Source organism: Orbaceae bacterium BiB (genome assembly GCA_036251205.1).
In the GTDB taxonomy this organism is placed as follows: Bacteria; Pseudomonadota; Gammaproteobacteria; order Enterobacterales; family Orbaceae; genus Orbus; species Orbus mooreae.
Window position 1 is genome coordinate 475089 of sequence record CP133958.1, and the last position, 22921, is coordinate 498009.

Here is a 22921-nt window from a genome sequence, read left to right on the forward strand (position 1 = left end):
TCTATTGAATTGCTTGAGAAATAGTCTGGAGAATGAGATCAAACTCAGCATCAGTAAGATATAAACTATTAGTAATAGTTAACATCCGTTCAGCAAAATCTTCAGCATTAGGCATGACTTTTTGTGGTACAACTTGAGTAAGATAATGATAATGAGGTAAAGAGTAGATAAATAATCGACTCACCCCCAAAGGACCCTTCCATAATTGTTTAAGAATACGATCTCTCGCAATTTTATTTGGCAATAAAACCATTAAAAATGGCCATGTTCCTATATAGTTTTGGCCATCAGTGATAATTTTAATTGTTGGAATCATCTGCAATTGTTCAATACGCCTTAACGCTTGCTTTCGTGTCAACAATAAAAAGTCAGGTAAACGTTTTGTTGCATTAGCCGCAATTTTTTGTCGAAAATAACTAACCTGATGATAAGGTAAATTAAAGTCAAAATCATCCCCCACAGCCTCAATGAGTTTATTGTGGTTAAGCGCATGACGTCGTCCTTTGCCATAGACAAAATGGAGCCCTACTGGGTTATATAATGCGGTATAGCCGAATAATTCAATTAGTCGCCTAAATTCCCATATCAGCGATTTTGGAATAGTAGAGATTGTTTCAGCTAATTTTTGGCGAAGTATTGGATCCGTTGCGCTCACCAATCCCCCTTCATATAACGTTAACCCTTTACCAACAGCAAGGCTAAAAAATACGATATCACCCGTAGTTCCAACATTAGCGCCGAGTGCCTGAGCTGCATCCTCAATGACCGTAATCTGGTATACTATCGCTAAATTTTTAACTTGTTGAACGTCGGCAACCCGTCCACCAAGATGCGTTGGAATCACGGCTAAAACATCTTCACTCATCAATTCACTTAATTGCTTAAGATCAAACTCAAAAGAGTCTTTTGCTAAATCACATAAAACAATTTTTAGTCCGCAATGGTGAATTGCCAAAGCGACAAGTGGGCAAGTGTAGGCAGGAATCACCACTTGTTGACGCTTGGGATAAAGTTTTTTCAGTGTATTTAACGCAGCAACCAGCGCAATTGTACCAGAACAGGTCAATTCCAATGGTGGAAGATTAAACATAATACTAATACGTTGTGCTAAATTTTCATTTTTAGCAAACCAATCTTGCCAGATTATAGGTAACCCAGCCGTTGGTGGATTCTCATGATACTTAAAAATAGCCATAATTATTATGTTTATTCAGCATCATTCCCATGTTGCTGCTGAATATTTCGTTCAGCAAAAGCTAGGAAAATAATACCAATAACGATCAAAGCTGCACCAATTAATCGAAATAACGTAATTTGCTCATTGAAAATCCAGATGGAGACTAACATAACGGTAATTACTTCAAGATGCGATGCCGCAAATGCGGGGCCAACTGGTGCCTTTTTGAGTAATGTCATCCAGGTAAAAAAAGCGCCAATATAACCGATAATGGCAATATAAACCCAAGGCTGTGTAAATACCCTTACTAGCCATTCAATACTGGCTTCTAAAGGCTCTGCAGAGTTTGCGGTTAATTTAAAACTCGTTTGCCCCAGCGTATCAAAAAAAAGTAATAGAGCAAAACCAATAAGATAAAATTTACGCATTAAGACACTCCTACAAAAATAACACCAGCTGTAATAAATAACATACCGATTATACGATCACGAGTCAGTAACTCTTTAAATAATAAACGTCCAACAACCATAATCACAATAATATTGATTGATCCAAGTAAGATACCTTGTGAAAGTGGAACTAATGTCAGGAACCCTAGCCATAACATAAACTCAGCGAGATAAGATCCAATCCCAATCCATAACCAATAATTACGTAATAAATCGATCCAATAATAGTAGCCATCTCGATTACTCGGACTGATCGCTGCATACTTAAAGGCAATTTGGCCAATTGTGTCAAAAAATATATTTAAGACCCAAAGAATAATCACTAAAGAAGACATCATTTTCTATCCCTAAAAACACCTATCAATAAGGATTGTTTCAATTTCAAATTAATATTATAAAATAAGATAACTGCATTATAAAATCATTTATCAATATACAATTACATTCATGATTTTAGCTGCTAATCATACTCATAAATATCCTTGAAAACTACCGTAGCCTTTTATTCTACAACAATATTTTTATAAAATTCTCAACAATAAATGATATTTTTATGAAAATTTCGATATCATCTATTATGATTAATTTTCCTAACTATCCTTACTTATCTTGCTCATAAGATTTTTTAAAGCGATAATAACCCAAACGGCTATCTATAAACATTGATAAATAAGATTAATAAGGGTATTGAGTAATGAAAAAAAGCATTATTGCAGGTAGCGTTGTCGCTGTCTTAGCGCTTGGTTATATTGGTGCTTCATGGTATACAGGAAACGTGATTCAAAAGCAATTTGATGAAAAGATCGTTCAACTAACAGAGAAAATCAATACTAATAAAGCATTATTTAATCTTGATATTCAATACAGTGATTACAATAAAGGTATTTTTTCTACTTCATTTCATCTAGAAGTCGTGGAACTGAATAGTAAAGAAATATTATTTAATGATGATGTAATGATTTACCATGGTCCTTTCCCTTGGAATAATATTAAATCAGCTGACTTTTCACCCAAAATGGCTGTAGTTTATGCACAGTTATCGCAGCAGACGAATAAAGAACTTTGGCAAGCGGCTGGTAATAAACCGTTTGCGACCATCAATATTGATGTTGACTATAGTCAAAATACACAGCTCGTTATAAATAATGAACAACTCAATTATCGGGATCAGTCTGATAGACTGATTTGGCAGATAACCCCAAATACCCTATTCGCTTCTATCGACAATAATTATCACGATATCTCATTAGAGTCTCAGATAGCACAATTACAACTGTATAATATTTATGGTCAAGTTGTTACCTTTAATAAGATGGACTATACTGGACATTTTTCAAGTCAGGACTATATTAATTTTCAAGGTACTCAAAATATCACTTTAGAGAATATTGCAATACAAGATGATATTCAATCTGAGCAGATAGTAAATCTGAATCAAGTATCAGTAACAGCATCATCAGAAAAACAGAGTGATAATCAAGCTCACAAGTGGTCATTAACTGCAAATAAAATCATGCTTGGACAACAAGATCTTGGACAAGGTGAAATAGAGTCAAGTTATAGTATCAAAGATGATGAAATCGGTAATAAAACGCTCAATATTGCATTAGAAAAATTACGTTTACAAAATCAACAAGGTAATTTAGATGCAGCGTTTAAACTTAGTCTTATGGGCGACAGTTTAGCATTTGATCAGCTTTATGAAGGTAATGTGTCACTTATGGAGGCAAACGCTAATTTACCACTACAACCGCTTACTTATTTAGTCGCTCAAATAGCTAAACCAAATCAGCCGACGCCTGATGAAAAAGATCTTTTATCAGCACAACAATCGATAATGCTCATTAGTCAGCTACTATTGGCAAATTATCCTTTTGCACAAGTGAATATGTATGAACAAGATGATACCCAAAATGGTATATCAATTGATTTGTATTATTCCAGTGAGGAGAAACAAGCTAGGTTGAAAGGTCAACAAGTGACGCCTGAGCAATTTTGGCATAAACTAGAAAAAAATAGACTTCCTCGTTTTTAGTCTAGTAAATCGGCAACTGCAATAATATGTTGCCGATTTTAATCAAATAATTTAAACCCACCATTTTTTTACACCATAATCATACTTTACAGCAAAATTATAACGAAAATTAGCTACTGAGTTAACTGTTTTTGAGCTAAGACACGTTCAACAGTATCAACTATTGCCTGAGTTTGTGAATCAATTTCAATATTAACAAAATCGCCAACCTGTTTATCACTTAGTGTTGTAATGGATAATGTCTCAGGAATAAGATGAATCGAAAAACAGTTATTATCGATATTTCCAACGGTCAAACTTGCACCATCAACACCAATAAACCCCTTATATAAAACGTATTTAACTAGTTTCACTGGGAGCTCTAAAACCATTTCGCAATTTGTTGCAGTCTTATTAATATTCGTAATTTTTGCAACACCAGAAATATGTCCAGACATCACATGACCACCAATTTCATCACCATATTTTGCACTACGTTCAATATTGACTAAGTCACCAACTCTTTTATCACCTAATGTTGTTAAAGCTAGAGTTTCTTGCATAATATCAAAAGTGACAACGTCACCATTAAATGCTGTAATAGTTAAACAACACCCGTCATTTGCCACTGAAGCCCCGATCGTCAGATTTGCGGTTAATGCTTGGGGAAGTTTGACTTGATAAGTCCTTAATTTATCGTTATCTATAATATCAACAATTTGACCGACACCTTGTACAATTCCAGTAAACATAAAGACTATTCCTATAAATAAACTCGATTAGATTATTCTACCATTAAATTGCTGTAAAGCCATCATCCCCTATTGATAGTATATCTCTTAAGAGAATTTACGATTATTCAAATACCTTTATTCAATATTTCGAATTATAATATCTAAAATTAGTTTTACTTCTGACAAGGATATCATATGTTAAAACCCATTATTGCCATCGCTATAGGTTCAACAATTGGTGGTGTATTTCGTTGGATTTTATCCAATAAATTTAATAGTTTATTTGTCATCCCATTTGGCACATTATTATCAAATTTGATTGCTGGCTATATTATCGGCTTTGCTATGACTTTTTTAGCTAATTCACCAACTATTTCACCTGAGTGGCGTTTATTAATTATTACCGGATTTTGTGGTGGCCTATCAACCTTTTCAACGTTCTCAGCTGAGATTGTGATGTTCTTACAAAAAGGTCAGATTACCTTAGGACTCAGTACTATTGCAGTGCATGTTATCGGCTCTATTTTGATGACATTACTCGGTATTTTTAGTTATCAATTAATTAAGGGTATGTAATTTATAAAATAAATATAGATAATCTATATCTATTAAAATTATTTAATCAGCTATTTACTTCATAATAATACTGTATTAATATACACTGTATATTAATACAGTCATGAGGTAATTATGTTAACAATAAATAAACTAAAAACATCAAACGGAATCTATCTACCCAAAGATCATCAACTTGACTTGGTCAATTTTGAATCACCTTTACAACAAGTATTACAAGAACAAGCTCTATTATTACGTTTATTAAATCAGCAAAATAGATGGCAGTTCTGGATCTCAGCAAGACCGATGTTAAAAAGATCATGGATTTCGCAATCAGGACTGAGTGAACAAAAAGTGATTCACTTACCTAATGCGAATCCGACTAATATGGTAGCTCTTATTGAAAAGGCGTTATTAAGTAAAACGGCTAGTTATATTGCAGCTTGTATTGATACACCTTTATCTAATAGTGAAAAATATCGTCTACAGCAAGCGGTCAAAATAAGCGGTACACACCTGTTTTTAATTGATGATAATTACCTAAATTATCATGACTTTATGACAATGTCCCTGACCGTCAATAATATTCACTAATCGCTATTTTGATTCTTATTTTAATCACGTTATCAGTTAACTAACTAACGTAATTAAACTCTCTTATTATCTATTGTTTACAATATCTATAACCAATAACACCCGCATATAGCGGGTGTTGATGAATAGCAGTTATTTAAATTAATTATCTAATGTAGAATTAATCATCCAAAGCGCTTTTTCTAAATGAGCGATGTTATCTTCAGCAATTGCGATAGTACCAAAATCATTGACTTCATCAGCATATTGACGCAATTTTACAAATTCATCTTTCAAATAGACATAAGCATCTTTAACGGCTGCTATCACCTCTTTTGGTGTATAGCTATCTTGAGCGACTTTTGGTGCTTTTGCGGTTTCTAGCAACATTTTTTGACAAGTGATAGCTTTCCCTCCCACTTGTAACGCCCTTTCAGCTAAATCATCAAATAAATCTGACATTTGCTCATAAGCTTTTTCTGTATACTCATGAACTGCAAAAAATTGCATACCTTTTACATTCCAGTGATAATCATGAAATTTAACAAATAATGAGTGAGAATCCGCTTGTAACTGATTGAGTTGTGTAATAACCTTTGACATACTGACTCCTTAATATAATTAAATAGAATTGTTAAAAATGATTATAAGATAAATTCTTTTCTAATCTTTATGTGTAAATTATACCTATTAATTATTTATTATAAAATAGTTTAAAACTATGGGTTTAATTGTTTAATACAAATTGTCATCAATAATTTATACGTAACTTATTTTTTATGCTCATCTTTTGCCCCTGTAATAATAGCATCTCGTCAATCAATATATAACATAACATAATTAACGTTGTTCTCACATTTAAAACTAGGTGCATTAAAATGAGACTATTATTAGCGTATAATAAAAGAAATGACTAAGAAGGATATATAATGCGACTGAAATTACAACATTTAACTACGTTAACCGCTATTCTATTAGCGTTATTCGGTATTTTTTTGACTATCACTTTACCTATCTCAAAAACGGTCAGAACACTGTTTGCTCTAATCAATCAATACAACTTATCGAATAATAGTGCTCTAATTTCAGCCATTGAAGACTATACTAAATCGACTATTATTTTTATTATCCTTATGTGGATATTTTTTTATCTTTATAAAAATTATAAAACATATATCAATAGTTTTCTTAAAAAACATTTTTTAATTATCAAAGGATTTGGCATTTTATATGTTGCAATACTGGCTATAGTGCCCGTTCTAAAAACCTCACTAAATTCTTATGTGCAATTAACACCCTATCACCATATCTTTATCTATTTAGTGATTATTATTGTCTTTTTCTGTGTGTTCATTTCCAGCTTTGATGAAAATATTATGAGTAAACAGTTTCGTATCGCTGAAATATTAGTGTGTCTATTTCTTTGCATGATGGGATTAGGATTATTTTTCTTTTTAATGTCTAGTCCGAATTAGCTTAAGATTTAAGGCATTACATTGTTAATAGATAAGTAATTATATTATTTAGTTAAATGTAATTTTGGTTAGCTAAAAAGTGATGTAGTGTTAAATAATCATGAGCACTTAATGAGATGAAATCAGTCATATTTACGACTGATTTATCAGTTGGAAGTCGTTTAATAAATTAATAAAAATAGTAATGGAGAAAATGTCTATGTGTGACGAAATGATAGTATCCCAATTCCCTGATGCAATAATTTGTTCAGATGTGAATGGTAAAATAATCAGATGGAATGACGCTGCAGTCAACATATTCGGTTACAGTGAACAAGAAGCTCTAGGTGCCAGTCTTAATTTAATTATTCCACCACATCTACAAGATGCCCACTGGCACGGTTTTTATGCCGCGGTAAAAAGTGGCTATGTAAAGCATAAAGGTGAAGTTATTTTAACAGGAGCTATGCATAAAAATGGTACTCGTATTTATGTCGATATGATCTTTGGTTTATTAAAAAATGATCAAGGAGCCGTTGCTGGCGTGCTAGCTTCAGCGAGAGAAAATCACAGCAAATCCAAATAATTTTATCTAATTCAATCCTAGGTCTATCTGCTCACTATGGTTTAAATCAATTAGTATATTATCGAGTAAGCACTTAGACTTCAGGCTTAATAACTGAGGTAATATTGCTTATCACGCTATTTATTTAGTATTAGGATCACAAATAATCTATTTTAATGACGAGCGTTCGATTAAAATCGGAGTCAGGGTGAGAATTATATGCTCACTATCCTTATGCTGTATTCTATTTAACAGAGTTTCAACAGCTAATTGTCCTAATTCATCTTTTGGCTGATGAATCGTAGTTAATGGCGGATTCATATATTGGGCAAGTTCAATATCATCATAACCAATTATCCCTATATCCCATCCAACATTCAAACCTGCTTGAGTTATGGCATGATAAGCACCAATTGCCATCGCATCATTACAGCAGAATACTGCATCAGGTGGATCTGTTAAAGCAAGTAATGACTGCATAGCCTGAACACCAGAAGCGAATTTAAAGTCACCTTCCACCTCATAGTCAGCATAAATTTTAATATCAGCTTCAATTAAGGTATTACGATAACCTTGTAAACGAAATTGAGCTTGAGGATTATTTAATGGCCCAGTAATACAAGCTATTTTTTTATAACCTTTATCAATTAAATGATTGACGGCCAATGTTGCACCATGTAATGAATTATCACGAATAATGTCACAAACATGATTAAAAGGAGTCCAATCCATCATAACCATCGGTAAAGAGGGATAACGCTCGAATATTTCATTCGGTATTAAATGTGCCTCAGCACATAATACCAATAAGCCATCCACTTTTTTCTGTAATAACGCTTCAATATTATGAGTCATCCGCAAAGGATCACCTTCGGTATTGCATAAAATGAGTTGATACCCCAATTCATAGCAACTACGTTCAACACCTTGCACAACTTCAGAATAAAAAGGATTATTACTTTGAGTCAATAGCATCCCAATAGTACGAGTCTCCTGTATTTTTAAACTTCGAGCTAATGCCGACGGCGCGTAATTCAGTTCAATAATTGCAGCTTCAATGCGTTGCCGTATTTCAGGGCTTACATAGCGACTATTATTAATCACATGGGAAACAGTAGATGTTGAAACATTTGCTAAACGAGCAACATCCTTCATCGTTGTCAACGTTATAATCCTCTATTTTATTTAATATACTTGATCAGTTTAGCATTCCGAGTGTTGTTTAATAAAGTTTTCGATCTCTTTTCGCCAAGGTACTGACGATTGAGCCCCAGCACGAGTAACCGCAATTGCTGCTGCAGCATGAGCATATTGAACAGCACTGACTAGTGATTTATCTTCTAATAAAGCAGTGACTAGCATACCGTTAAAGGTATCACCTGCCGCAATCGTATCAATAGCATTAACTTTATAACCGGTAATAAGTTGCCCTTGACCTTCTACACTGATCCAAGCACCTTTACTACCTAATGTTATAATCACTATTGCAATGCCTTTATTATGCAAATAATTTGCAGCATTTTCTGCATCATGGGTATTCTTAACCTCAATTCCAGTTAAAAAATGAGCTTCCGTTTCATTAGGTGTAATAACATCGATATGTTGTAAAATTTCATCTGATAATTTTTGTGCAGGAGCAGGGTTAACAATCACTTTGGTATTGTGTTGTTTAGCCAATTTGACGGCTGTTTCAATGGTTGATAGTGGTGTTTCTAACTGCATTAAAATAGCATCAGCATTTATAATATCTTGATGATAATTACTTAGATATTCGGGAGTAACTGCACTATTTGCACCCGCATAGATACCAATTTCATTCTCGCCCTGTTGATTCACAAAAATTAATGCAACACCTGTTTTTTCATTAGGGATCTGTTTGACTGAGCCAACATTAATACCATCTTGTTTTAATTGTGCACAAACCTGTTTACCCATTTCATCGTCACCCACAGCTGCGATAAACTGAATATCAGCACCGGCACGACCCGCAGCAACAGCTTGATTAGCACCTTTTCCCCCAAAAGCAATTTGATACCCATGACCAGTTATGGTCTCACCTGGTTTAGGGAATCGGGTCGTATTTAAAATATGATCAATATTAATACTACCCAATACTATTAATTTCTTTGCCATTTTAACGATCCTCGGGTTAATAAAACATATTGTTCTATTGTAAGATACAACAATAAGTTCTATATCAGTAGCGATATGGCGGTAAATACTACCGCCATATTATTACACATTATTTAGTAATTAATTTTAACTCAACTGGAATTTCAGTAGCGACTTGCTCGCCTTTAATTATGCTATTTGCAGTCTCTACGCCCATTGCACCAATTAACTCAGGTTGTTGAGCAACAGTAGCAGCTAAACGACCTCTTTCAACCGCCTTAATACCATCATCAGTACCATCAAAACCAATAATCATGATATTTTTGATACCCGCCGCTTGAATAGCTCTCATTGCACCTAGGGCCATTTCATCGTTTTGAGCAAAAACAGCTTGTACATTAGGTTGTGAAGTTAATAAATTTTGCATCACATTCATCCCCTTCGCCCTATCAAAATCAGCGGGTTGTGAAGCCAGTAGCGTAAATTGGTATTCTTGTAATGCTCGATTAAAGCCTTCTCCTCTTTCTCGTGCTGCTGAAGTGCCTGTGATCCCCTCAAGCTGGATAACTTTCGCATCTTTACCTAACTTCTCGACAATATAATCACCAGCCATTTTACCACCAGCAATATTATCAGAAGCAATATGGCTAATGACATCACCCTTATTCGATGCACGATCTAATGTGATCACTGGAATATTTGCTTTATTAGCCGCTAAAACAGCATTACCGACCGCATCAGAATCAGTTGGATTGATTAGGATCACTTTTGGATTTTTAACAATCAGATCTTCAACATTAGCAAGTTCTTTAGCCGGATTATTTTGTGAATCTAAAACAATAAGATTATAACCAAGCTCATCGGCTTTCTTTTGGGCTCCATCTTTTAAAGTCACAAAAAATGGATTATTTAAAGTCGAAATAACTAATGCAATATTCTCTTTAGCAAATATTTGGGCTGAAAGGGTTAAGCCTAACGTTAATGCTGAAGCATACGTAACAAATTTATTGAATTTCATATAAATAAACCTCGTTTAATGGTTAGTGTTTTTTATAAAAAGTTATAGAAATGCGCTGATTAACCGCCCCAATACTATTTACTCGTTTTGTTATCAACTAATACTGCAAATAAAATGACCGCCCCTTTTACAATCATTTGATAATAAGGATCAATTTCAAGTAAATTTAAACCGTTATTTAATAAACCAAGAATTAATGCACCAATTAAGGTACCAATAATCTTTCCTCTTCCTCCAGACATACTTGTGCCACCAAGTACAACCGCCGCAATAGCATCCATTTCATAACCCGTACCTGCATTAGGCTGAGCCGATGATAATCTAGCAACCTCAATCGTACTTGCTAATGCACACAGTAGACCACACATTGCATAGACTGCAATTTTAACGCGATCAACATTAATACCAGATAAACGGGTTGCTGCTTCATTACCACCTAGTGCATAAATATAACGACCTAAACGTGTATATTTAAGCATGTACCAAGCGATAATAAATACAATAGCCATAATCCAAATAGGTACCGGTATTCCTAAAATCTGTCCAAAACCAATCCATTCAAATAACTCAGCATTGTCACTCATACCTAATGAAATTGGACTTCCTTTGGTATATACCAGCGTAACACCACGTAAAATAAGCATCATAACCAGTGTAGCAATAAAGGCTTGCAATTTACCTTTAGCAACAATAATCCCAGTACTTGCACCAATCGCGGCTCCGATCGCCAACACAGCGGTAATCGCAAGAAATGGAGAGATATCTGCACCAATAATTGATGCGGCAATAGCTCCCGTTAAAGCAAATAATGATCCAACGGTTAAATCAATGCCTGATGTTAAAATAACTAAAGTCATTCCCACGGCAATAATCGCATTAATGGAGGTCTGTTGTAGAATATTAAACAGATTATTTAATGTGAAAAAATGACTATTCAAACTTGATACTAAAATCACCAATACCAATAACGTAATCAATGATTTTTGTTCGATAAGCAGACGTTTAATATTTATCGTGTGCATTAATTTATCTCCTGAGCTTTGCCAACGGCAGCTGCCATTAAAATTTCTTGTGTCGCCTCTTTTCGTAAATATTCACCGGTAATTTTTCCTTCATGCATCACCAAAATACGATCACTCATCCCTAGTACTTCCGGCATTTCCGACGACACAATAATGACACACAGTCCTTGTGCCTTAAATTGGTTAATTAATTGATAGATCTCTTTTTTTGCGCCGACATCCACACCGCGTGTAGGCTCATCAAGAATCAGTACTTTAGGTCGGGTCATTAGCCCTTTAGCAATCGCTACTTTTTGTTGATTACCCCCAGACAAATAACCAATAATTTGGTTCATTGACGGTGTTTTAATATTGAATAGATTAATAAAATCACCGACTGTAATTTTTTCTTCTTGCAGATTTAATTTACCAGCTTTATTACTAAAATAGTTCAATGCTGTCAAAGACATATTCTCTTTAACCGACATACCAAGTACTAAACCATCTTTTTTTCTGTCTTCTGAAATATAGACGATTCCATTCATTAAGCCATCTTGAGGTTTGGTATTGTTAATGGATTGACCAAATAGACTAATTTGCCCTGATTTTACTGACATCGCACCATAAATCATTTTCATTAACTCAGTACGGCCCGAGCCCATTAATCCACAAACACCTAAAATCTCCCCTTCATGAAGGGTAAAATTAACATTATGAATGTCTTTACCGCATAAGTTATTAACGTGTAAGGCAACTCGTCCCGGTTCTTGTTCAATATGAGGATACTGTTCTTCTAATTTTCGACCAACCATCATTTCAATCAGTTCATCTTCATTTAGTTCGGTAACTGATTTTTCACCAATAAACTGACCATCTCGTAGAACTGTCACATCATCACAAATGGCAAAAATCTCTTTTAATCGGTGAGAGATATAAACAATGCCACACCCTTGCGATTTAAGATCATTAATCACATCAAATAAAGCGGCGGTTTCAGTATCAGTTAAAGCATCAGTAGGTTCATCCATAATAATAATTTTAGATTGAAAACTCAGTACCTTAGCGATTTCAACCATCTGCTGTTGACCAATAGATAACTCGCTGACAAGACGTTTACTATCATAATTTAGATTTAATCGTTGTAGTAAGCGATCGGCTTCTCGATAAGTTTTTGTCCAATCGATACGACCTAAAGCATTGGTAAATTCACGTCCTAAAAAAATATTCTCAGCTATCGATAGTTGAGGAATGAGGTTTAGTTCCTGATGAATAATTCCAAGTCCAGCTTCTTGAGAAGATTTAGGTCCATTAAAATTGACCTCTTGGCCAAGATATTCTATTCGCCCAGCATCTTTTTTATAAATACCGGTGAGGACTTTCATCAGGGTTGACTTACCCGCACCATTTTCACCAATTAACGCCATCACTTTTCCAGCATAGACAGAAAGGTTAACACCTGATAGCGCTTTAACTCCCGGAAATGATTTTTCAATTTGATGAACATGAAGTAATGTTTGCATGTTAATCCCTATCTAATGAATTAAATCAGATGCAATTAAAATGTGACGCCAGATTGCAAAATAATATTTGCATAGGGAGTACATTCACCCGTTCGAATAATTGCTTTAGAATTTGCGGTAGCAACTTTAAATTGCTCATGACTCATAAACTCAATAACAATCTGATTATGTTGTGACTGTTCTAATAAAGTAATCTGCTCAATAATTTGTGTATAAATAGCGGGATTATATTGTTTAATCTCTTCAGCTAAGATCACCTTTTCGACTTGCATTTCTGTTACGACAATATTAAGGACTTGTAAAAAAGAGGGAATGCCTTTAGTTAAGGCAAGATCAATTCTATGTGTTGAATCTGGGATGGGTAATCCTGCATCACCAATAGTAATTGCGTCAGTATGCCCCAATTTAGAAATTGTTTGGCAAATTGAGGAGTTTAATAGCGAACCTTTACGCATATGCTTTAATTTCCTATCAATTAATATCATCGAAACGTTTCGATGACATCATAATGAAGTAATGAAAATAAAATTCAATAAACAGTTTAAACAAATGTGATCTAGTTCAAATTAAAATATTATTTTTGCAAACAGTAAAAGTCTTCTTAAAAAAATTGAAAAATCGGAATTTAATGAATAAAAAACGTCAATATTCAATATAAAAGCACTTTTATCTAAATTTAAAAGTGTAATTTAATTAAATTGTGCGTATTATAATCATCAAAAATGGATGGAGATTATAATGAAATATTTTAAATTACCAGTTAAACTACAAGCGACATTACTTGCTGCTATGATTGGAGTAACAGCCGTTGCTGATGCTTGTACTCGAGTTGTTTATTTAGGTGATGATCAACAGGTTATTACAGCAAGAACAATGGATTGGAAATATGAAATTGCGACCAATTTATGGATATTTCCACGTGGTATGGTTCGTGATGGCGGTGTAGGTAACCACTCTTTAACTTGGACATCAAAGTATGGTAGTGTAATCGCCTCTGGTTATGATATTTCAACAACCGATGGTGTAAATGAAAAAGGTTTAGTTGCCAATTTATTATGGTTGGCAGAATCAGAATACCCAACAAATGCATCACCGAGCCGCTCATTATCTGTTTCAATTTGGGCACAATATATGTTAGATAATTTTGCCTCAGTTGATGAAGCAGTTAGCTACCTTAAGGCGAATCCTCTTGATGTTTTGACCGACAAAGTACCTGGCCAAGACCGCTTAGCAACATTGCATCTCTCATTATCTGATGCGACGGGTGATAGTGCTATTATCGAATATATAAATGGTGAACAAGTTATTCACCACAGTCGAAGCTATCAGGTTATGACCAATTCACCCACCTATGATAAACAACTTGCCATAGAAGAGTATTGGAAAGGTGTGGGTGGACTTACCTTTTTACCAGGTACCAATCGAGCGGCAGATCGCTTTGCAAGAGCAGCATTCTATATTGATAGTATTCCAAAACAGTTAGATCCAAATACAGCTGTAGCCAGTGTATTTAGTATTATTCGTAACGTATCGGTTCCTTTTGGATTAACTTCCGAGTCATCACCGGAAATATCATCAACTCGCTGGCGAACCCTGTACGATCACAAACGTGGGTTATACTTTTTTGAATCAGCATTAACACCAAATATCTTTTGGACTGATTTAAATAAAATTGATTTCTCAGCTGAAACGGGCAAAGTCAAAGAGTTAGAACTTGGACGAGAACAACGTAATATTTTCTCGGGTGATGCCACAGCACTATATAAAGAAAAACAACCATTTGTTTTTCTAGGACTTACTGAGGAGCAGTTAAATCATTAATTATTTATCAACTAGATGATTAAATGATACATGAGCTATTCGATAATAGTTGAGCAAAGACAGTTTAGTTGTCTTGCTCAACGGCTGTCAAATAGCCATTTTTATAAGTGGACTTCATTAATTGTTTCCCTTGTTCGTTCCAGCTGAACCAGATGCCTTGCTTCTCATTATTTTTGTATCGCCCTTCTTCTTGCTTTTGCCCATTTTTATACCACGTTATCCAAATGCCTTCTAACTGATCATCTTTAAAATAACTCTGTTGTTGTTTAGCTCCATTTTCATACCACCAATACCATTGACCTTGCTTCTGAGCATCAGTGTAGTGACCTGCTATCTTTTTATTTCCATTCGCATACCACCATAGCCAATCACCTTCTCGTTGCTGATTTTTATAATCTCCTTCGCTCTCTTTTTGACCATTTTCATACCACCAACTTGATCGCCCTTCTAAAATACCGTTTTGATAATGAGCTTCAATATTCTTTTGACTATTTTCATACCAAATAATCCAAAGACCATGTGCTTTACCGTTTTTAAAATCAATTTGTTGAAACAGACTCCCATTTCGATTCCACCAAATCCAAATACCGTCTTGATTTCCGGCTTTATAAGTACCTTGTATATTTTTTTGTCCATTTTCGTAATAAGTAATATAAGCGCCATCGGGTTGAGTTGAGGCAAAACTGCGATTTACTAACAAAAATAGTATGATAAAAAAGATCAGACAATAAGATATTTTGTTATTCACAATTTGTGATCCTTATATTCTGCGATCGAATTTCTAGAGTTTTCATCACGACTCCAAATTATTTTTTTAAATAATTGTGACTAAATTTTACGCCTAATCTATTAAATAATATCAGTTGTAATTTTATCTATTTATTTTCAATTGTGTTATTAAATTATAGAAAGTGCAAAATTTTATTAATGGATTATTAATTCAAAATCATAAAAAATGACTTTATTTAGTTGAGAATGGATAATTTTTTTTAGATTTATAAATTTAACTATATGATTTAATTTATTTTTAAAAATAAATGTCATTGAGATTAAGAACTAACTTTTCTTTTTGAAAGCGTATTTTTTTACTACCCAGTATATCAATAAATAGTAATAGTATTTACATTAACCCACAAAGCAAACCTTGTATGTTATTTAACCTTATATATTTATGCTAAAATTCAATCAATAATAGTCGATATCTCTTTTTTAAACTAGAGTTTAGAATTTGTTTAATATGCTTAAAAACATTAATTTCCATAATAATGGTGTGTTCTTTTTAACCACACTCATTAACTCAGCAATTTGTTATACTTTATACGGTCTGGTTGGCGCTTTATTTGGCGTAATAACAGTACTCTTTGCTAACATCGTTTATCAAGCTAATGATGAGAAAAACAATGTTTTTTATATGGTATTTCTACTATCAATGATTATCGTTGGCGGTAGTGTGGGTTACTTTTTAAAACTATCAGGGCCCTTTTATCTATTTTTATTTGCGACTACCTATTTTTATTATATAACCTTTAATAAAGATCCTTTTATTGATCGCGTTATGCCATTTTTTATTATATTTTCTTGTATGGCGACAACATTAACAACGGTTTCGATTCAGCTTCCACTATCTTTTTTTACAGGAATTTGTGTTAGTTTAGGCGTACTGACGATACTTAAACATAAAAAATATGATAATAATGCTTTTAGAAATGGACTATTTTCCAGAGAGCTATATCAAAGTGATCATCGTTTAGCTTTACGGGCATTTATTTATACTAGTTTCCTATTTTTGAGTTTAGCGATTCCTGATTATTTGGGATTATATCGTGTTTTTTGGGCTCCACTCACTTTTGCGGTATTGTTACGACCAATGGAAGTAAATATTATCAAAAAAACAGTGCATCGATTTTTAGGAAGTCTGCTTGGAGCCATCTTGGTTTCATTCTTATTCCATTTTTTATTATTAAAAAATATCTATATCGATCTGACACTGATTTCTATTGTGATCTTTTTGATGCCAAGCTTTTTACAATCACAAAACTATTTGATTAAAACCTTTGGTATCACAATATTTGTACTTTTATTACTTGAAGAAGCTGATTTTTGGCAAGATCCAACCTACCTGTTACCTATTTCAAGAATCTATGAAACATTACTCGGTGGTAGTCTGGCAATTTGCGCTAGCTTAGTGCTAAAACGCGTACGGAAATAACATCATGATAAAAAAAGGACAGTTAAATCAACTTGACTGCCCTTTTTTTAGAATTGACCAAAATCTTATAAGCAGTGTGCCCTAACTGTTTTTCCTTTAATTTTGCCTTGTTTAAAATAAGCTACAGCTTTATTAATTATTGTTTTATCAATCGCCACATAAGAATATAAATCAGTGGTCGTTATTTTACCTATTTTACTATTATCTAAACCCGCATCCTTAGTCAATGCACCTAAAATATCACCGGCCCTAACCTTATTTTTCTTACCTGTTGTAAGCAGTAAGGTTTGCATCTGTGCAGTAATAATTCGAGATTGATCAATATTAAAATTGCTCAACGTTTGCCAATCAATTTTAATATTATTTAAGGCTTCTAACAGATTAGCTTTAGGCATCTCATTCGCTGCAACAAGTGTGATAGCTAATCCCGTTTGCCCTGCTCGTCCTGTTCGGCCGATACGATGAACATGAACTTGTGGATCATAGGATATTTGATAATTAATGACTAAATCGAGCTCTTTGATATCTAATCCTCGTGCAGCAACATCAGTTGCCACTAAAATAGTTCGGCTTTTATTGGCAAATTGTAGTAAGACCTGCTCCCGATCTCGCTGTTCTAAATCACCATGTAATGCGATAACGCTAAATCCCAGTTTACGGAGGTAAGTATCAACATCCTGACAGGCTTGCTTAGTATTACAAAAAATAACCGCTGATTGTGCACTATGATCAGTCAATAATTTAGCTAATGTTTGTTGTCGATGATGTTCTTCAACTTCATAAAAAATCTGCTTAATTTGATTATTAACATCATCAACAGTGATAAATTCAGCCTGCTGTTGAATTTTTTGGCTAATCATCGCAATATTATCTAAATAAGTTGCCGAGAAAAGTAACGTCTGTCTCTGCTTCGGTGTATTAGCAATAATATTGATAATATCCTCTTCAAATCCCATATCGAGCATTCGATCTGCTTCATCTAAAACCAGAAAATCTAATGAGTCCAATTTCAGCGTTTGTTTGTGTAAATGATCTAATAATCGCCCAGGTGTTCCAACAACAATATGCGCACCGTGTTCCAGAGACGTAATTTGCTGAGCAATTGGTACCCCACCACATAGTGTTAAAATTTTAACGTTACTCATTAATCGAGCTAATCGGCGTAACTCATTAGCGACTTGATCAGCTAATTCTCTGGTTGGACAAATAACGAGTGCTTGTACTCGATAGTTTTCAATATTTAAACCATTCAATACACCAAGTCCAAATGCCGCGGTTTTACCACTGCCCGTTTTAGCTTTAGCGACAATATCTTTACCGGCTAAAATAATTGGTAATGCTAATCCTTGAATCGGTGTCATTTCACTATATTGCATAGTTTGTAAATTATCGAGTAATAGCGGATTTAATGATAACTGATCAAAATTTGTTGGTGCGCTTGACATATTGACTAATTTTCCTTCATTGATAATACTTAATGTGCTTTCGCTTTTTTATGACCATTATTACTCGATGATTAATCTTATTAGTAACAATATAGACCGATGTTTATACTCATTGAGATCTATTATTTTTGCAGTCATTGTGATTTTTAAATGGAGTCATCGTAAAAACCACACAAATCACTATTTGAATAGATTAAAATTGATTATAATCGCCTTCGTTTAGATTCACTAATCATTTATTACCAAACCAATCAAATCTAACACAGATTTATCACTATTATTTTAATTATAATTAAGGGCAGTAAATTGAAAAAAATTGTGTTAATGGTGCTACTCAGCACTATTTCATTTTATTCATTGAGTTCAACACTGGAAGATGAGGCCAAATCAGGAAATAGTAAAGCCGCTTATCAATTAGCTGAGATTTATGAAAAACAAAATGATCTTAAAAATGCACTCCATTGGTATAAAGAATCAGCAAAATTATCGTTACAAATGAATGATAAATTGGTAATTGCTGAAAATAGTACCCACAATCAGACTAACCAAACAGAGACACCCAATAACAAGCAAAAAATAAACATTACGCAAGAACAATCTACAGCCCAAAGTAACTCGCAAATCATCAGTGACCGTGTTGTTATGCATCAAGACTATCAAGCTCAAAATGGTGTATTTAATTTACTCGATACAAGTTTTGGCTTACGCCCTTATCATTCCAACTATATTTTACCTATCACTTATGATAGTCAGTCTCATAAGGATGGTCGAAAACATGTTGAAACCACATTCCAAATTAGTTTTAAAAAGGATGTATTCAATGACGTATTTGGCTTAGATGAAACGATTGGTTTTGCCTATACTCAACGTAATTGGTGGCAAACATCTCAAGAGTCATCGCCTTTTAGAGAGACAAATTACTTACCTGAGCTGTACGTACAATTACCTAATAAAAATACCAGTAGCGCGCTAAAAGGAACCCAATTTGGCTTTTTGCATGAATCGAATGGTCAAGGAAATGAAGCCGGTAAATCACGTTCTTGGAATAGATTATATTTAGAGGGCTATTTAAAATATCAAGATAGTTATATTGTACCTAGAGTGTGGTACCGGATTCCAGAGGATAAAGCCCATGACGATAATCGAGATATTGAAGACTATCTTGGCTATGGTGATTTAACTATTTTTGTGCCATACAAGAAGAGTCTATTTAAAGTGTTAATTAGAAATAATCTCAGTTTTCATGATAACCGAGGCGCATTGCAAATTGATTGGACCTACCCATTATGGGATACTGGTTTATTCGGTTATGTCCAGTACTTTAATGGTTATGGCGAGAGTTTGATTGATTATAATAAAACCACCAATCGCTTAGGAATTGGTATAGCCTTAAGCCGATAATAGAATAAAAAAAATAGTGCTGTAAAAGCACTATTTTTTATTAATTAAAACTTAACCATTCAGATTAATAACATCAAACTGAACATCTGGATTAACATCAGCATCATAATCAACACCTGACAATCCAAAGCCAAATAGACGTAAGAACTCATCTTTATAACCTTGGTAATCGGTTAATTGATAAATTGTATCATCGGTTACTTTAGACCAGATTTGTTGACATGCGTTTTGCACTTCTGGACGTAATTCCCAATCATCAAGGCGTAAACGATGTTTCTCATCAGTTTCAACCGTACCGTTTACATATAATTTAGTTGCAAACATTCGTTGAATTTGTTCAATACACCCTTCGTGAATACCTTGCTCTTTCATAACTTTAAATGACATAGCAATATATAAAGGCATCACTGGAATTGCTGAAGATGCTTGGGTAACAACAGATTTAAGAACGGCAACATAAGCGTGACCATTTTTAGTTGATAGATTTTTATCAATCGCCTGAGCTGCACGATCAAGATCTTCTTTCGCTTTACCAAGTGTACCATGCCAGTAGATTGGCCAAGTTAATTCGGTTCCAATATAAGAGTAAGCAATGGCTTGAGCATTATCAGCAAGTACACCTGCATCAGCTAAAGCGTTCATCCAAAGTTCCCAATCTTGTCCGCCCATCACTTTAACGGTATCAGCGATCTCTTGCTCATTAGCTGGTTCAACGGTTGCTTCGATTAATACATCTTTATTTGTATCTAATGCTACTGATTTATAAGGTTGACCAATTGGTTTTAACGTTGAACGCACAACTTCACCAGAATCAGGCATTTTACGTACTGGTGATGCTAGTGAGTAGACAACTAAATCAATTTGGCCTAAATCTTTTTTGATTAAATCGATGACTGTATCACGGCATTCGTTTGAAAATGCATCGCCATTAACACTTTTAGAGTATAAACCTGCTGCTTTAGCTGCTTTATCAAACGCTGCTGAATTATACCAACCTGCTGTACCAGGTTTACTTTCAGTACCTGGTTTTTCGAAAAAGACACCAATTGTTGCGGCATCAGAACCAAACGCTGCAGTAATTCTTGAAGCCAGACCATATCCAGTTGAGGCACCAATAACAAGAACCTTTTTTGGACCATTGGCAATTTTACCTTTCGATTTAACATAGGCAATTTGTTGGTTAACATTTTCAGCACAACCTACTGGATGTGTAGTGGTACAAATAAAACCACGAATTTTAGGTTTAATTATCATATTTATATCTCAATTGGTTTCTCAAAAAAAGTGCCCTACTATATACAAAATTAGTCTAAAAATAAACTAATCCCCGTATGGGCTTATCACAGTAAATCCGCCTAATTCTATCATAGAGTTAATCATTAATACTACTAAAGTACAATTAGAGTGTATTTAATTCTATTTTAGCGCTATTTTGCAGCATTAAAAGCCGCTAATGTATACTGACGAGCTTTAGCGTGTTCTACGATAGGCTCAGGATAATTAAGTTTAATCCCTTGCGTTTTAGCCCATTTATGAGGTTCATGTATCGCTTCATTTGGTACATTACTCAGTTCGGGTAAATATTGACGAATAAACTGCCCATCATGATCAAAACGCTGACTTTGAGTTGTAGGATTAAATATTCGAAAGTAAGGTGCAGCATCGGTTCCTGTTGACGCAGCCCATTGCCAACCACCATTGTTAAGAGCAAGATCGCCATCAATTAATTGAGACATAAAATAGCGTTCGCCATCGTGCCAATCAATAAGTAAATCTTTCACTAAAAAACTTGCAACAATCATTCTTAATCGGTTGTGCATCCATCCTGTTTGATTGAGCTGGCGCATTGCTGCATCAACAATAGGAAAACCCGTTAATCCTTGTTGCCAAGCATGTAAATCATGATCGTTTTTACGCCACTGTACGCGCTCAGTCCAAGTAATAAAAGGACTATTTTTTGATAGCTTAGGATAGATAAAGAGTAAATGGATATAAAATTCACGCCAAATTAACTGGCTAAACCAACCAAATGCTCCCGATTTTGTCGCCTGCATAAAATTAGGGTTTTCCGCTGTTAGACGAGCTAAACACTGCCTTGGAGATAGAACTCCAACCGCTAAATAAGCCGATAGATGACTTGTTGAATTTAAAATAGGGAAATCACGTTGTTGTAAATAGTCCTGGGCTGATTCTTGGCAAAAAGTTCTTAGCTGTGCCAATGCTGATTCTTCACCAATCGCATAATCGGCTTCCTGCATCACATAGCTAAATGGTTTAATAGGATTACTCTCAATCGCAGCAACTTGTTCTCTAACTTTGGGTTTAGGATAAACGTGAATTGGCCTGGTTTGTAGAATTTCACAACATTTATTCCTAAAAGGAGTAAACACTTGATACATCTTACCCGAACCATTAATTATCTGATTTGGTGCAAATAAAACACTATCATCAAATGGATGAGAATGAATATTATCATCTATTAATTGTGCATTAATAGCATGATCTCGTTGCCTTTCATTCCATTGATACTGCTTATTATAAAATAGATCAGTAATCTTATATTGTCGGCAAATGGAGCGTATCAACTCAATAGAACCACTAAATGTAGCCGTTTCATGATAAATTAATGGAATATTGATTTTTTTTAAACTTTTTTGTAACTGCATTAGATGCTGATAAATAAACCAACCTTGTCTTGCTGACATAGCATGTTGTTGCCACTGGGTTGGCGTTGCAATATAAACTGCAATAACTTGAGCATCGGGATCCTGACAAGCATGATACAGTGCAGCATTATCAATAACTCTTAAATCATTACGAAACCAGACGAGATGAGTTGCCATTGCGAAATCCTCGTTAAATTATCACTC

At 34.3% G+C, this 22921-nt stretch carries 23 protein-coding genes; 8 read left to right on the top strand and 15 right to left on the bottom strand.

The genetic code is table 11. The features are described from left to right. Position 1: 1 nt before the first annotated feature. The 3 genes from RHO11_02240 to RHO11_02250 are packed head-to-tail and all read right to left on the bottom strand — an operon-like array spanning position 2 to position 1964. Entirely contained in the window at positions 2–1195 is a 1194-nt protein-coding gene (locus tag RHO11_02240; protein WVD61969.1) for a DegT/DnrJ/EryC1/StrS family aminotransferase, read from the bottom strand. 11 nt (positions 1196–1206) lie between these two features. Beyond that, the gene (locus RHO11_02245) at positions 1207–1605 is read right to left on the bottom strand and encodes a DMT family transporter (GenBank protein WVD61970.1); all 399 of its coding nucleotides are present in this window, start codon (positions 1603–1605) and stop codon (positions 1207–1209) included. Beyond that, complete coding sequence (locus RHO11_02250) at positions 1605–1964, bottom strand: hypothetical protein (GenBank protein ID WVD61971.1); 360 nt, start codon at positions 1962–1964, stop codon at positions 1605–1607. The genes RHO11_02245 and RHO11_02250 overlap by 1 nt, the downstream gene beginning before the upstream one ends. A gap of 356 nt (positions 1965–2320) precedes the next feature. Between RHO11_02250 and RHO11_02255 the strand changes: the two genes are divergently transcribed. Next, positions 2321–3661: a DUF945 family protein gene (locus RHO11_02255; protein ID WVD61972.1), complete on the top strand. Its 1341-nt coding sequence runs from the start codon at positions 2321–2323 to the stop codon at positions 3659–3661. 113 nt (positions 3662–3774) lie between these two features. Here the strand turns inward: RHO11_02255 and RHO11_02260 are convergent, their stop codons facing one another. After that, positions 3775–4392 carry a riboflavin synthase subunit alpha gene (locus RHO11_02260; GenBank protein ID WVD61973.1) on the bottom strand — a complete coding sequence of 206 codons (618 nt, stop codon included), beginning with the start codon at positions 4390–4392 and terminating at the stop codon, positions 3775–3777. A gap of 177 nt (positions 4393–4569) precedes the next feature. On the opposite strand from RHO11_02260, the gene crcB reads away from it, so the two are divergent. Both crcB and RHO11_02270 read left to right on the top strand, forming a co-directional pair. Next, positions 4570–4950, top strand: coding sequence for a fluoride efflux transporter CrcB (crcB, locus tag RHO11_02265; protein ID WVD61974.1), 381 nt, complete (start codon positions 4570–4572; stop codon positions 4948–4950). Between the two features lie 114 nt (positions 4951–5064). After that, positions 5065–5526 carry a SulA-like leucine-rich domain-containing protein gene (locus RHO11_02270; protein WVD61975.1) on the top strand — a complete coding sequence of 154 codons (462 nt, stop codon included), beginning with the start codon at positions 5065–5067 and terminating at the stop codon, positions 5524–5526. A gap of 141 nt (positions 5527–5667) precedes the next feature. Here the strand turns inward: RHO11_02270 and RHO11_02275 are convergent, their stop codons facing one another. Continuing rightward, entirely contained in the window at positions 5668–6108 is a 441-nt protein-coding gene (locus RHO11_02275; protein ID WVD61976.1) for a Dps family protein, read from the bottom strand. Positions 6109–6434: 326 nt separating this feature from the next. Here RHO11_02275 and RHO11_02280 point away from each other — a divergent pair, with 326 nt between their 5' ends. Together RHO11_02280 and RHO11_02285 are read left to right on the top strand one after the other, a co-directional pair. After that, positions 6435–6980, top strand: a complete 546-nt coding sequence (locus RHO11_02280) for a hypothetical protein (protein WVD61977.1) — start codon at positions 6435–6437, stop codon at positions 6978–6980. Positions 6981–7191: 211 nt separating this feature from the next. After that, positions 7192–7545: a PAS domain S-box protein gene (locus RHO11_02285; GenBank protein WVD61978.1), complete on the top strand. Its 354-nt coding sequence runs from the start codon at positions 7192–7194 to the stop codon at positions 7543–7545. A 147-nt stretch (positions 7546–7692) separates the two neighbouring features. On the opposite strand, the gene rbsR is transcribed toward RHO11_02285, so the two are convergent. The 6 genes from rbsR to rbsD form a co-directional block, all read right to left on the bottom strand. Next, complete coding sequence (gene rbsR, locus RHO11_02290; protein ID WVD62838.1) at positions 7693–8679, bottom strand: ribose operon transcriptional repressor RbsR; 987 nt, start codon at positions 8677–8679, stop codon at positions 7693–7695. Between the two features lie 48 nt (positions 8680–8727). Next, complete coding sequence (gene rbsK / locus RHO11_02295; protein WVD61979.1) at positions 8728–9657, bottom strand: ribokinase; 930 nt, start codon at positions 9655–9657, stop codon at positions 8728–8730. Between the two features lie 109 nt (positions 9658–9766). Beyond that, positions 9767–10654, bottom strand: a complete 888-nt coding sequence (gene rbsB / locus RHO11_02300) for a ribose ABC transporter substrate-binding protein RbsB (protein WVD61980.1) — start codon at positions 10652–10654, stop codon at positions 9767–9769. Between the two features lie 74 nt (positions 10655–10728). Continuing rightward, on the bottom strand, positions 10729–11676 hold the full coding sequence (gene rbsC, locus RHO11_02305) for a ribose ABC transporter permease (protein ID WVD61981.1): 948 nt from the start codon (positions 11674–11676) through the stop codon (positions 10729–10731). Then, complete coding sequence (gene rbsA, locus RHO11_02310) at positions 11676–13175, bottom strand: ribose ABC transporter ATP-binding protein RbsA (protein WVD61982.1); 1500 nt, start codon at positions 13173–13175, stop codon at positions 11676–11678. The genes rbsC and rbsA overlap by 1 nt, the downstream gene beginning before the upstream one ends. A 35-nt stretch (positions 13176–13210) precedes the next feature. Next, positions 13211–13630, bottom strand: coding sequence for a D-ribose pyranase (gene rbsD / locus RHO11_02315; protein ID WVD61983.1), 420 nt, complete (start codon positions 13628–13630; stop codon positions 13211–13213). A gap of 283 nt (positions 13631–13913) precedes the next feature. Here rbsD and RHO11_02320 point away from each other — a divergent pair, with 283 nt between their 5' ends. Next, positions 13914–14996, top strand: coding sequence for a linear amide C-N hydrolase (locus tag RHO11_02320; GenBank protein WVD61984.1), 1083 nt, complete (start codon positions 13914–13916; stop codon positions 14994–14996). A gap of 64 nt (positions 14997–15060) precedes the next feature. Here RHO11_02320 and RHO11_02325 read toward each other — a convergent pair whose 3' ends face one another. Continuing rightward, positions 15061–15744, bottom strand: coding sequence for a toxin-antitoxin system YwqK family antitoxin (locus RHO11_02325; GenBank protein WVD61985.1), 684 nt, complete (start codon positions 15742–15744; stop codon positions 15061–15063). Positions 15745–16233: 489 nt separating this feature from the next. Between RHO11_02325 and RHO11_02330 the strand changes: the two genes are divergently transcribed. Beyond that, positions 16234–17205, top strand: a complete 972-nt coding sequence (locus RHO11_02330; protein WVD61986.1) for an FUSC family protein — start codon at positions 16234–16236, stop codon at positions 17203–17205. Between the two features lie 65 nt (positions 17206–17270). Here RHO11_02330 and dbpA read toward each other — a convergent pair whose 3' ends face one another. Beyond that, positions 17271–18650 (bottom strand): ATP-dependent RNA helicase DbpA, encoded by a 1380-nt coding sequence (dbpA, locus tag RHO11_02335; GenBank protein ID WVD61987.1) that lies wholly within the window; start codon positions 18648–18650, stop codon positions 17271–17273. A gap of 306 nt (positions 18651–18956) precedes the next feature. Here dbpA and RHO11_02340 point away from each other — a divergent pair, with 306 nt between their 5' ends. Next, positions 18957–20051 (top strand): phospholipase A, encoded by a 1095-nt coding sequence (locus RHO11_02340; protein ID WVD61988.1) that lies wholly within the window; start codon positions 18957–18959, stop codon positions 20049–20051. A 51-nt stretch (positions 20052–20102) separates the two neighbouring features. On the opposite strand, the gene RHO11_02345 is transcribed toward RHO11_02340, so the two are convergent. Together RHO11_02345 and phrB are read right to left on the bottom strand one after the other, a co-directional pair. Further along, positions 20103–21305 (bottom strand): trans-2-enoyl-CoA reductase family protein, encoded by a 1203-nt coding sequence (locus RHO11_02345; GenBank protein WVD61989.1) that lies wholly within the window; start codon positions 21303–21305, stop codon positions 20103–20105. 173 nt (positions 21306–21478) lie between these two features. Further along, positions 21479–22894: a deoxyribodipyrimidine photo-lyase gene (gene phrB, locus RHO11_02350; protein ID WVD61990.1), complete on the bottom strand. Its 1416-nt coding sequence runs from the start codon at positions 22892–22894 to the stop codon at positions 21479–21481. Between the last annotated feature and the right edge of the window lie 27 nt (positions 22895–22921).